11 protein-coding genes are annotated in these 11,635 nt (G+C 69.1%); 7 read left to right on the forward strand and 4 right to left on the reverse strand.

The annotated features are described in order from the left end of the window. Positions 1–1,144: ATP-dependent DNA helicase (locus tag K8V84_RS05375; protein WP_304071191.1), on the forward strand; the 1,144-nt coding region annotated here is incomplete at its 5' end. A 70-nt stretch (positions 1,145–1,214) separates the two neighbouring features. Here the strand turns inward: K8V84_RS05375 and K8V84_RS05380 are convergent. Further along, positions 1,215–1,739, reverse strand: a complete 525-nt coding sequence (locus K8V84_RS05380; RefSeq protein WP_304071194.1) for a DUF6315 family protein — start codon at positions 1,737–1,739, stop codon at positions 1,215–1,217. A 182-nt stretch (positions 1,740–1,921) separates the two neighbouring features. Beyond that, on the reverse strand, positions 1,922–2,269 hold the full coding sequence (locus K8V84_RS05385; RefSeq protein WP_304071197.1) for a hypothetical protein: 348 nt from the start codon (positions 2,267–2,269) through the stop codon (positions 1,922–1,924). A 196-nt stretch (positions 2,270–2,465) separates the two neighbouring features. Here K8V84_RS05385 and K8V84_RS05390 point away from each other — a divergent pair, with 196 nt between their 5' ends. Next, positions 2,466–4,271 carry a hypothetical protein gene (locus K8V84_RS05390; protein ID WP_304071200.1) on the forward strand — a complete coding sequence of 602 codons (1,806 nt, stop codon included), beginning with the start codon at positions 2,466–2,468 and terminating at the stop codon, positions 4,269–4,271. A gap of 53 nt (positions 4,272–4,324) precedes the next feature. Here K8V84_RS05390 and K8V84_RS05395 read toward each other — a convergent pair whose 3' ends face one another. Continuing rightward, positions 4,325–5,116, reverse strand: a complete 792-nt coding sequence (locus K8V84_RS05395) for a glutamate racemase (RefSeq protein WP_304071202.1) — start codon at positions 5,114–5,116, stop codon at positions 4,325–4,327. Positions 5,117–5,424: 308 nt separating this feature from the next. On the opposite strand from K8V84_RS05395, the gene K8V84_RS05400 reads away from it, so the two are divergent. The 5 genes from K8V84_RS05400 (at position 5,425) to K8V84_RS05420 (ending at position 11,175) form a co-directional block, all read left to right on the forward strand. Beyond that, positions 5,425–6,825, forward strand: a complete 1,401-nt coding sequence (locus tag K8V84_RS05400) for an FAD-binding oxidoreductase (RefSeq protein WP_304071220.1) — start codon at positions 5,425–5,427, stop codon at positions 6,823–6,825. A gap of 69 nt (positions 6,826–6,894) precedes the next feature. Further along, a complete protein-coding gene (locus tag K8V84_RS05405; RefSeq protein WP_304071205.1) occupies positions 6,895–8,181 on the forward strand; it encodes a cyclopropane-fatty-acyl-phospholipid synthase family protein in 1,287 nt (428 codons plus the stop codon). Positions 8,182–8,314: 133 nt separating this feature from the next. Then, positions 8,315–8,806 carry a hypothetical protein gene (locus tag K8V84_RS05410; protein ID WP_304071209.1) on the forward strand — a complete coding sequence of 164 codons (492 nt, stop codon included), beginning with the start codon at positions 8,315–8,317 and terminating at the stop codon, positions 8,804–8,806. A gap of 132 nt (positions 8,807–8,938) precedes the next feature. Continuing rightward, positions 8,939–10,228, forward strand: a complete 1,290-nt coding sequence (locus K8V84_RS05415) for a sugar ABC transporter substrate-binding protein (protein ID WP_304071212.1) — start codon at positions 8,939–8,941, stop codon at positions 10,226–10,228. A gap of 47 nt (positions 10,229–10,275) precedes the next feature. After that, positions 10,276–11,175, forward strand: coding sequence for a sugar ABC transporter permease (locus K8V84_RS05420; protein WP_304071215.1), 900 nt, complete (start codon positions 10,276–10,278; stop codon positions 11,173–11,175). A gap of 41 nt (positions 11,176–11,216) precedes the next feature. On the opposite strand, the gene K8V84_RS05425 is transcribed toward K8V84_RS05420, so the two are convergent. Beyond that, complete coding sequence (locus K8V84_RS05425) at positions 11,217–11,504, reverse strand: hypothetical protein (protein WP_304071217.1); 288 nt, start codon at positions 11,502–11,504, stop codon at positions 11,217–11,219. Between the last annotated feature and the right edge of the window lie 131 nt (positions 11,505–11,635).

Below are 11,635 nucleotides of genomic sequence, written 5' to 3' on the forward strand. Positions count from 1 at the left end.
GCGCGAGGCGGCGGAGCGGATCCTGGAGTCCTATGAGCCGGCGCTGCGCGACCGCACCGAGGTGGTCTGGCTCAACAAGGCGCCCTCCAAACCGCCGTCGCTCAGTGTCGCCCCACTCGGGGTGGGCGGACTGCTGCGAGAGAAACTCTTCGGCGACCGCACCGTCGTGCTCACCTCCGCCACTCTCACCCTGGGCGGCGACTTCACCGCCCTGGCCCGCCAGTGGGGACTGGGGCGCGAGGTGGAACAGGAAGCCGACGACCTCGCGGCCGGACGAACCCCGGCCCCGGTCCCACCTGTGGACCCCGTCCCCCGCACCGGCCTGGACACCGAGACCGAGGACGACGACGGCGAGGAGTCCGAGGGCGTCGAACCGGGCGCCGCGGACCAGAGCGGCAAGGCGGAGGACTCCGGTGGTGACGGGCCCCACCGTGCCGCCGGCGAGCCACGCTGGCGCGCGCTCGACGTCGGCTCGCCCTTCGAGCACGCCCGCAGCGGCATCCTCTACGTCGCCCGCCACCTGCCCAAACCCGGACGCGACGGGCTCTCCAAGGAGTATCTGGACGAGATCGCCGGACTCATCGAGGCCTCCGACGGGCGTGCCCTGGGTCTGTTCTCGTCCATGCGCGCCGCCCAACAGGCCACCGACGAACTCCGCGAACGCCTGGACCAGACCATCCTTTGCCAGGGCGAGGACTCCACCGGGCAGTTGGTACGCCGCTTCAGTGAGGACGAACGCTCCTGCCTGTTCGGCACCCTGTCGCTCTGGCAGGGCGTCGACGTTCCCGGACCCGCGCTGCAGTTGGTCATCGTGGACCGGATCCCGTTCCCCCGCCCCGACGACCCACTGGCCTCGGCCCGGCAGCGCGCCATCTCCGCGCACGGCGGCAACGGGTTCCTGGCGGTGTCGGCCACCCACGCCGCGTTGCTGTTGGCCCAGGGAACCGGTCGACTGTTGCGTTCCACCGCCGACCGGGGGGTGATCGCCGTGCTGGACCCGCGTCTGGCCACGGCGGGCTACGGCGGGTTCCTGCGCTCGTCCCTGCCACCGTACTGGGGCACCGCCGACCCGGAGGTGGCCCGGGCCGCGCTGCGCCGGCTGGCGGAGAAGGCCGACGCCGCCGAGACCGAGCCAGCCGCCTGAGACCTTCGGGGAGCCGGACATGAAGGAGGCCGGGCACCTTCGGTGCCCGGCCATCACCTTCACGATCCGTTCAGCCGCGCGTGCGGTAACCGAACAACCGGACCGCGTAACCGGGGGAGTCGTCCTGTGGCTCGTGGATGTGCCAGCGGTCGTCGTGTTCGCCGACCAGGAGTTCGTTCCACATCATGTCGATGAGCTTGAGCCGGGAGACCACTGAGGCCTCCGGGTCGAGGACGATCGAGTAGGCGTGGTCGGTGAGGCGTTGGGTCACCATGCCCACGGACTGACCGTCCCAGATGGCCGGGACCGTGGCGTGCCCGATCTCCACCCCGCACAATCGGAGCTGCTCGACCTCCTCGTCGAGGGCCTCGGCGGCCAGGGCCCCGTCGAGCCGTAGGGCGTCCTCCAGTTCGTCGCGGTCCTCGTCGGGACGCAGATAGGCGTGGTAGGTGCGGTAACCGCACGAACGGCACTTGCGCCAGACCACGCAGCGGGCCAGTCCGTAGGCGGACTGGGCCTCCCCGACGCTCCGGTACTCGCTCACATCTCGAACCATGCCGCATTCGCAACACAAGGCAGTGAGATCCTGCTTCATCAGAGTCCCCCCTCCCAGGTGAGTATGCGACGAATGGAGGTCGTTAGGGAACCCGTTCGGAGAGGAAGTCGCGGCAAGGAGTCGTCATCAATGCCCAAAATGACCGGACGACGGGTTTCGTGCGGGCTCAGACGGACTTCGGAGTGTCCGGATTCACGTTCGGCCGGCCCGCCCGCGAGGGCTCAGTCGTCCAGGGACGGTCGGTCCTTGTTGCGCGCGGTCCAGTCCCGCATCCGCTGGGGATAGCCGACGATCTGTACGTCGTAGGCGGGGGTGGCCAGTCTCTTGGCGACCTTGCGGATCACGTCGGGGGAGCCGCAGCGACGCCGGATCCACTCACCGTCGGTGGCGACGGCGACCGCGGTGGTCCGGGTCGCGAAGGTCTCGGGTTCGACGAAGAACTCCACCCCGACCCTGCTCTTGGCGAACTCGACCAACGCCTTGATGTCCGAGTCCTCGGAGGTCCGGTCGAACCGGGTCTTTCCCTTGCGATTTGCCTTGCGAAGTCCGAAGCGGTCTCGCCATCCCATCGGCGCCATGTCCCCTCAGTGCATGTCTGCGTTCCTGCGTCTCGCGCCGGCTCGGCAGCGATTCTAACCACCGGAACAACGAACGAATCGGCTCGGGAGTGCCCAAGCTGCACCGGTTTCACGCGTTTTCCGGACAGCTCGGTCACCACGCTGCTACGTTCTGTTGGCACACGGCTCAGTCAGGGGGAGAAGAGACATGCCGATGTGGACTTGGGCGGGGGAGACAGCACGCCGACTACGCGCCGCGGGACAGGATGATCTGGCCGAGGCGGTGATCCGATTGCCGCAGCTCACCGAGGCGGGAGACGCCGTCAAGGTGGAGGCCTCGGCCCGTTCGGCGATGCGCGTCGCAAGACGTCTGGTCGCCGAGGCGGGGAACCGGGAGGCCGCCGTACCGGGGGTGTTCGGACCACCCACGTTGTTCTTCCTGGCGCACTGGCCGTTGGCGGTGCGGGTGGGGGCGCTCGGGGAGGGGCGTCGCGCCCTCGACCAGGCCCGGGCCGTCGTCGAGGACGAACCCGGACCACGCGAACACGGACCGATGCCGGTCTCCGCGCTGGCCTCGCTGGTGCGCTGTCACGCCAACATCGATTCCAGGGGGACCACGCAGATCCGACGCGACCTGCTCTCCTCCCGCAGCCTCTCCGGTTGGGAGGACACCCCGGCCTGGCCGGCGTTCACCCTGGCCCGGGTGCACCTGCTCATCGACGAGGAACAGGCCGACCGCGCCGAGGCGGAGCTGCGTCGCTACGAGCACACCGCCACCGGGCCGGCCCTGCTCGGCGCCGAGGGGGTGTTCGCTCTGGTCAGGGCGTTGCGGCACCAGGACAAGCACACCGACGCCTTGGACGCCCTGGACCGCTTGGAGGCCGAACTCGAACTGGGGGAGGAACGCGGCGCGGCCAATCCGCGCCGCCCCGCGCTGCTGCGCTCCATCCGGTTCGAGCGCGCCAGGCTGCTGTCCTGGCTGGCACGCCTGGGTCTTTGCGACGCACGCAAGGCCATCGCGCTGCTGCCCACCGTCGACGAGGCCGAGGCCTGCCCGAACCTGCGCCCGGCCTGGGCCGAGGCCGTGGAGAACCTGGTCTGTCAGGGGAGCGTGCGCAACGACTGGCGTCTGGGGGTGCGGGTGACCACCTGGTCACGTTACTTCGAACGGGTGGGAGCGCCGCGTCGCGGCGCGGAAATGGCGCTGACCGCCACCCGCCTTGCCGGGGGACGGGGCGCCCACTGGGTCGCCGAGTGCTCGGCGCTGCGCGCCGAACGTCTCATCGGTGAACTCGGTGCCGCCGAGGAGATCGCCGGTGACCTGGCGGAGGCGCGCGCGATGGTGCGCGGGATGAACCCGGTCCGGCCGCTGGCCCCGGCTCCGAACATCCTGGAGTTCCTGCGAGCCCAGCCCGCGGAGGACGTCAACCCCGAGGAGCAGGCCGAACAGGTCAACGTGGCGTTGGCCGCGCTGCCGCACGACTCCGCACTGTTGAGTGCGCTGGGTCAGGTGGGGCGCACACTCATGCTCTCCGACGCGGCCACCGAACCGCAGTGGCGGCACGTGCGCGAACGGCCCGGTGACCAGCGCGCGGCACTGTCGTTGCTGGAGACCCTGCTGCACGACAACGACACCGGCGGGGTGCGCGACCTGGTCCGCACCCTGGCCGCCGGCGCCCTGTCGGGCCAGGGCGGGCGTGTGCCGTCGACCACGCGGACGGCGGCGTCCGTGGGTCCCGCCCCGGTGCGACCGGTTCCGTCGGCACCGGTACGAGGCGCGCACCGGGCGCCCGACACCGAGAGTGGACCTCGGCGTGTGCCGACCGGTCCCCAGAGTGTTCCGGTGAACCAGAACGCCCCCGTGACACGGAGTGAGCCGGTGAGCCATGGTGCGCCCTCGGATCCGGGCGCCCCCGTACCCGGCTCCGACCCCACCTTGTTGGAGGGGGCCTACCGGGTGACCGAGGGGGAGCGTCGCATGGCCCAGGCCGCGGGCGGATACGAACCCCGCTGAACGAGCCGGGCCCTGCCCTCGAACCCGTCGAGTCGACCCCTTCCGACCGAGGATCAGCGGTCGGCGGGGGCCCCGTCCGCCAGTGCCCTGCCCGCCGGATAGGTCAGCGCCGCCGCGGGCAGCGGGGCCGGTCGCCCACTGGCCAGCACCCGGACCCGGCCCGGAGCCCCGGCCGGGCGCTCGGCCGCGCCGATCCGGCGCAGAGTCTGGGCGGCCACCGCCTCGGCCGCGGTGAACAGTTCGGCGCGGTGCCCCAGCGCCTCGAAGATCCGCGCGTCCACCAGGTCATAGTGGGTGCATCCCAGCACCACCCCGCGCACCTGTGGAGGGGTCAGCTCCGCCGCGTACTCCACCGCTTCGGCGATCCGGCCGGAGTCCGCCGACTCCACGGCCTCGGCCAGCCCGACACAGGCGACCGGGGTCACGTCCACGCCCTTGGCGAAGTTCTCCACGAGACCGTGTTGGTAGGCGCTGCGGGTGGTGACCTCGGTGGACCACACCGCGATGGGGGTGCCCGCCACCGCGGCGGGTTTGATCGCCGGCACCGTGCCGATCACCGGGATACGCGGCTCGTACTCGGCGCGCAGTGCGCCCAGCCCGTGCACGGAGGCGGTGTTGCACGGCACCACGACGGCGTCCAGGTCGCCACCGTCCTTGGTCGCGGCGCGGGCGGCGGCGTCCGCACCGGCCAAAGCGCGCCGGATCACCTGATCCGGGGTACGGCGTCCCCAGGGCATGTGGTCCGGGTCCATGGACAGGTACAGGTCGGCGTCGGGGCGGGCCGCGTGCAGAGCGGCCGCGGTGGAGAGCATGCCGATGCCTGAGTCAACGAGAGCGATGCGCACGGATCCGAATCCTATGCGGCCCCTCCGGTGACCACGACATCACACCGGGTGTCCGGGGGTGTCTCCGGGGGGTTCTTCGAACCTGACCGAAAGCGGCCGAGAGTGGGTAGGACACGTACCGAAATGGGGTGGCACAGAACCGTTACCGGTGGATAGAACAGAGTGGTCGGCCTGTCCGGCACACCACACGGACCGGGCCTGGCCGACCCACGCTGAGCCTCGTGAACCGTCAGGAGAGAGCCGGTATGAACCGTGAACAGTCCGGTACGACTCCGCAGCGCAGGACCTTCGGCCACGCCGACCCCGGCATGGGCCCGGCCGAACACGTCGCGGCGGCCCAGAAGCTGAGCAGGGACTATCGGGCCTTGCCCGCCGACGCCCCGGTCCGCCTGGCCAAACCCACCTCCAACCTCTTCCGCTTCCGGGAACCCTCCTCCGCTCCTGCCCTCGACGTGTCCGCGTTCTCCGGGGTCATCTCCATCGACCCCGTCGAACGGCTGGCCGACGTCGGAGCCATGACCACCTACGAGGAACTCGTCGCGGCCACCCTGCCGCACGGACTCATGCCCCTGGTGGTGCCGCAGTTGCGCACCATCACCCTGGGCGGGGCCGTCACCGGGCTGGGCATCGAGTCGTCCTCGTTCCGCAACGGGCTCCCACACGAGTCCGTCCAGGAGATGGAGATCCTCACCGGCTCCGGGGAGCTGGTGACCGCCACCCGCGACAACGCCCACAGCGACCTGTTCCACGGCTTCCCCAACTCCTACGGGACCCTCGGGTACAGCCTGCGGCTGCGCATCGAACTCGAACCGGTCTCCCCGTACGTGCACCTGCGCCATCTGAGGTTCTCCGACGCGGCCGAGGCGATGGACGCCCTGGCCCGGATCAGTGCGGCGGCCGAGCACGACGGGGACCGGGTCGACTTCGTGGACGGGGTGGCCTTCGGCCCCGACGAGCTGTACCTGACCCTGGCCCGCTTCACCGACCAGGCCCCCTGGACCAGTGACTACACGGGCAACGACATCTACTACCGGTCCATCCCGCGCTACGCGGGCGACGGGCCCGGCGACCACCTCACCATCCACGACTACCTGTGGCGCTGGGACACCGACTGGTTCTGGTGCTCCCGCGCCTTCGGCACCCAGAACCCGTTGGTGCGGCCGCTGTGGCCGCGTTCCCTCAAACGTTCCGACGTCTACCGCAGGCTGGTCGCCTGGGACCGGCGCAGCGACTTCTCCCGACTGCTCAACCACTACCGGGGACGTCGGCCACAGGAACCGCTCATCCAGGACATCGAGGTGGGCGTCGAACGCGGCGCCGAGTTCCTGGACTTCTTCCACGCCGAGGTCGGTATGAACCCGGTGTGGATGTGCCCGCTCCGCCTGCGCGAGCCGCGACGCCCGCACACACCCGACGGCGAGCACGTGTGGCCGCTCTACCCGCTGGAGAACGACCGCCTCTACGTGAACTTCGGGTTCTGGGGGCTGGTCGACATGAAGCCGGGCCAGCGGCGCGCCCACCACAACCGCCGGGTGGAGGAGGAGGTCGCGCGGCTCGGCGGGCACAAGTCCCTTTACTCGGACGCGTTCTACACCGAAGAAGAGTTCTGGGCCCTGTACAACGGCTCCGCCTACCGCGACCTCAAGGACACCTACGACCCACGGGGTCGGCTGTTGGACCTGTACGCCAAGTGCGTACGCAATCGCTGAGCAACTGGACACCACCATCGGGACGCGACCCGCTGGTCGGGCCGCATCCGTGAGGAGGAAGGACGCAGGATGCGACTTGCAGAGATCTTCGAGCGTGTCGTGGGACCGAACGCACCGATCCGGTTCACCGCCTACGACGGAAGTTCCGCGGGCGATCCGAACAGCGACGTGACGTTGCACGTGCGCACTCCGGTCGCCGTCAACCACCTCGCGCAGTCACCCAACGCCGTCGGCCTGACCCGCGCCTACGTCTCCGGTCACCTCGAACTCGAAGGTGACATGTACACCGCGCTCAGACGGATGGCGGACTTCGCCTTCGCCGAGGGCGTCAACGTGTCCGCCCGCGACCTCGTCGAGATCGTCCGCTCCGTCGGCTGGGTCAAGTTCGTCAACCGGGTCGCCCCACCGCCCCAGGAGATGCGTCGCAGGACCCTGCTCGGGCGTGGGTTGCGCCATTCCAAGGAGCGCGACGCCGAGGTCATCCACCACCACTACGACGTCTCCAACGAGTTCTACGAGCTGGTCCTGGGCCCGTCGATGACCTACACCTGCGCGGTCTTCGACGACGAGGACGGCGGCCTGGACCGGGTGGGCGCGTTCGACGGGGCGTTGGAGAGCGCCCAGTTCCGCAAGTACGACCTGGTGGCCCGCAAGCTCGGCCTGGAGAAGGGCATGGAACTCCTCGACGTGGGCTGTGGGTGGGGCGGCATGGTCCGCCACGCCGCCCGCGAGCACGGGGTCCGGGCGATCGGCGTGACCCTGTCCAAGGAACAGGCCGAGTGGGGTGCCAAGAAGATCGCTCAGGAGGGCCTGACCGGGCTCGCCGAGATCCGCCACATGGACTACCGGGACGTGCCCGACGGCAGCTTCGACCGGATCAGCTCCATCGGGCTGACCGAGCACATCGGGTCGAGGAACCTGGACGCCTACTTCGCCTCGCTCAACGACAAGCTCGTGCCGGGCGGACGGTTGCTCAACCACTGCATCACCCGGCCGCGCAACGACCTGCCGCCGATGAACACCAAGGGCGTGATCAACCGCTACGTGTTCCCCGACGGTGAGCTGGAGGGCCCCGGCCGGATCCAGACCGCCATGAACGACAGCGGGTTCGAGATCCGTCACCAGGAGAACCTGCGCGAACACTACGCCCTGACCCTGCGCCACTGGGGCGAGAACCTGGAGCGCAACTGGGACGAGGCCGTTCGGGAGGTCGGCGTGGGCACCGCCAGGGTCTGGCGCCTGTACATGGCCGGTTGCGTCCTCGGGTTCGAGCGCGACGTCGTGCAACTCCACCAGATCCTGGGCGTCAAACAGGACGGCACCGCCTCCCACATGCCGCTACGACCCGACTTTTGAGATAGGGCCCGAAGGGGGGCCGGGGGTGTTCGCGGCGCGCGGACACCCCCGACCCGCCATCCGCCCCGCGCGGGTACGTGCAGACGGCATCATGGTCAGCGTCCAGATACCAGCAGCCGTGAAGGGATCCGCAGTGTCCTCCGACGACCACTCCTCCGAACCCGATTCCGACTCCGGATCCGGCCCCGACCTGCCGGACCACGTCAAGGAGACCGCGATCGCGCTGATCGGCGCGTACGTGGACCACAACCGTGAGGAACTGGACCGTGTGATCCCCCGGGCCGCCGACGACTCCGACGCCGTCCTGTCCGAGCTCAAGGTGATCGCGGCGTTCCTCAGCCGCCGGGTGCAGACCACCGGTGTGGTCTGGAAGCCCGCCGACTCCCGTGAGGCGGTGGCCCGCACCGTCGCCGAGATGCTCCCCCCGGAACTGGAGTTCGCGGTCTCCACCGCTTGGGAGGCGCACTCGGTGGGTGAGGAGGAGGCCGCCGAACGCTTCACCAGGGGCGATCCCATGGTCTACGTCCATATGCTCGCCGCGTTCGGCGCCGCCATCGGCCTCGCCGTCTACAAGCGCGCGGAACTGGTCTCCACCCTGCGTCAGGTCACCGGTCTGAGCGAGTGAGGGGTCTGCTCCAGGGCACTCCCTAACAGCTCAGACACAAGTGGCAGTGGTTTACTTCACAAGTCGGCCTTAATTACGTAGGTTTCCTACCAACCCTCAGGGGACCCTCGAAAGAAAGCGGGAGGCGAGCCGATGGCACGCAGACGAGTACACCAGTACCTTCCCCTCCCCGCGGCCTCACTCGCCTTGGTGCTCGCGGCCACGGCCTGCGGCGGCGGTGACGGTGGCGGTGGAGGTGACACCGACACCCTCCAGGTGTGGATCATGGAGGGCACCAACCCGGACGCCACTTCCTTCTTCGACGAGGTCGGTACGGCCTTCGAAGAGGAGAACGGGATCGGCGTCGAGGTCGAGTTCGTGCCCTGGCAGGACGCTCAGGACAAGATCTCCACCGCCATCGCCGGTGGCACCCTGCCCGACGTCGTGGAGTTGGGCACCACCTTCACACCGGAGTACGCCGACGCCGGAGTCCTGCACGACCTGTCCGGCTACATCGACGACCCCTCCCGTTTCCAACAGGAGATGTACGAGATGGGCGTCGTCGACGACGCCGCCTACGGGGTGCCCTGGTACGCGTCGATCCGATCGATCATCTACCGCAAGGACATCTTCGACGAGCACGGCCACGAGGAGCCGGCCGACTGGGAGGAGATGCGCGACACCGCGCTCGACCTCGCCGAGGCCGAAGAGGACATGATCGCCTTCCCGGTGCCCGGCGACGCCCAGTACTCGGTCATGCCGTGGATCTGGGGCGGTGGCGGCGAGGTCGCCGTGGAGGAGGCCGACGGCACCTGGACCTCCACCATCAACTCGCCGGAAGGCCGGGCCGGGGTCGAGTTCTTCACCGACCTGGCCCTGGAGGACGACCTGTCCACCACGGGCGCGGTCAACTGGAACGAGATCGACGTCATGGAGGCGCTCTCCGACGATCAGGCCATCATGGCGATCTCCAACAGCTCCAACCCCAAGGCCATCATCGAGAACAACCCGGACCTGGAGGACAAGCTCGGCGTCTTCGTGCTGCCCGGCCAGGAGGAGGGGTACACCGAGTCCTTCGCAGGCGGGTCGCTGCTGTCGGTGTTCGAGGGCACCGGCAACGAAGAGGCCGCCTGGCAGTACGTCGACCTCCTCACCAACGGCGAGTACTTCGAGCGTTGGGGCGAGGAGAGCGGCTTCTTCCCCGCCGGCGTCGAGGAGATCGAGGGTTACGCCGAGTCCGAGGACCCGCTCGTGCAGCCGTTCGCGACCCAGCTGCTGGAGGCCGGCAAGAGCACCCCGGCCGTCCCCGCCTGGTCGCAGGTCGAGGCCGAGGGCGTGATCGTCAAGATGCAGCAGGACATCCTGAACGGTAACGCCGGCGTCGAGGAGGCGACCGACACCGCCGCCGAGACCATCGAGAACATCCTCAACGAGGGCAATTGAGACCCACGTCGACCCTACGGCGGTCGAAGCGCGCGCCGCTCCTGAGCATGAGGGGGCGGCGCGCCCTCCTGCCGTGGGTCCTACTGGTACCGCCGCTGGGTGTCATCGGGGTCCTGCTGCTCCTGCCCATCGGACGGATCGTGTGGCTGTCCTTCCGGGACTTCAAGCTGCGCAACCTGGTCTCGGGGGAGTCCGACTTCATCGGACTGTCCAACTACGTCACGCTGCTGACCGACCCCTACCTGTGGCAGACCGTACTGGTCAACACACTGACGTTCGCCGTGATCGCGGTGGTGACCACGGTCGTTCTGGGCACGCTGGTCGCCCTTCTGCTGTCCACGCTCAAGCCCCTCCCGCGGATCATCGTGGTCTCCTGCATCATGGTGGCCTGGGCCATGCCCGCGGTCAGCGGCACCTACGTGTGGATCTGGATCTTCGACGTCGACCAGGGTGTGGTCGCCCAGACGCTCATGGGAATGGGCGTTGTCGACCCAGGCGGCTACAACTGGTTCGCCGACCGGCTCTGGTTCTACGCCATCGTCACCCTCAACATCGTGCACAGCGGTTTCCCGTTCGTGGCGGTGACCGTGCTGGCGGGGCTGCTCACCGTGCCCAAGGAGCTGTACGAGGCGGCCCGCATCGACGGCGCCGGCGCGTGGAAGCGCTTCTGGCACGTCACGTTCCCGACGCTGCGTCCGGTATTCGCGGTGGTGACGGTTCTGTCCACCATCTGGGACTTCAAGGTCTTCGCGCAGATCTACCTGATGCCCGGCGGTGACGTAGGCGGTTCCGAGATGCTCAACCTGGGCGTGTGGTCCTACGTGAAGTCCTTCGGCCAGAACGACTTCGGGATGGGCTCGGCCATCGCCGTCATGCTCACACTGCTGCTCCTGGGCGTGACCATCGTCTACCTGCGCGCGCTGTTCAGGGAGGAGGAGCTGCGATGAGACCTCGATCGAACCGGGGAACGCCTCGCCCGGCTCCGCCCTCAGCCCAGACCCTCGATCAGGCGTTCGCGCACCGCCCGCCAGTCCACCGAGGCCAGGGAACGCCGTTCCAGGTCCTCACGGACGGCGGCCATGGTCCGCAGGGCGTCCTCGTCGAGTGGACGACCGGCGTCGTTGCCCCGGTTGACCAGCCCGTCCACGTACGCGTGCAGTCGACGACCCCCGGAGTCGCTTCGGGCGTGCCGGACCGCGCTCGCGCGGAACCTGGCGTCGTGCGGGATCCACGCGGCGATCACCTCGGTGGGGGAGAGCCCGGCGAAATCGCTCATACGCCTCTCCTCACCGTCTTCGCCCTCGGGAACGAGGGGGATTCTAGGCCATGCCCCGCGAGTACCTACCCGGCCGAGGCCGGTGTGCTTCGGGACCATCGCCGTCAAAGGAGGTCCGTTGGTCACCTCTA

The sequence above is a fragment of the Nocardiopsis listeri genome, from assembly GCF_020741345.1.
Taxonomy (GTDB): Bacteria; Actinomycetota; Actinomycetes; order Streptosporangiales; family Streptosporangiaceae; genus Nocardiopsis; species Nocardiopsis listeri_A.

Coding starts and splice junctions, on each gene's coding strand:
- K8V84_RS05380 (WP_304071194.1), bottom strand. CDS start 1,739: ATGAAGCAGGATCTCACTGCCTTGTGTTGCGAATGCGGCATGGTTCGA.
- K8V84_RS05385 (WP_304071197.1), bottom strand. CDS start 2,269: ATGGGATGGCGAGACCGCTTCGGACTTCGCAAGGCAAATCGCAAGGGA.
- K8V84_RS05390 (WP_304071200.1), top strand. CDS start 2,466: ATGCCGATGTGGACTTGGGCGGGGGAGACAGCACGCCGACTACGCGCC.
- K8V84_RS05400 (WP_304071220.1), top strand. CDS start 5,425: ATGGGCCCGGCCGAACACGTCGCGGCGGCCCAGAAGCTGAGCAGGGAC.
- K8V84_RS05405 (WP_304071205.1), top strand. CDS start 6,895: ATGCGACTTGCAGAGATCTTCGAGCGTGTCGTGGGACCGAACGCACCG.
- K8V84_RS05415 (WP_304071212.1), top strand. CDS start 8,939: ATGGCACGCAGACGAGTACACCAGTACCTTCCCCTCCCCGCGGCCTCA.
- K8V84_RS05420 (WP_304071215.1), top strand. CDS start 10,276: ATGAGGGGGCGGCGCGCCCTCCTGCCGTGGGTCCTACTGGTACCGCCG.
- K8V84_RS05425 (WP_304071217.1), bottom strand. CDS start 11,504: ATGAGCGATTTCGCCGGGCTCTCCCCCACCGAGGTGATCGCCGCGTGG.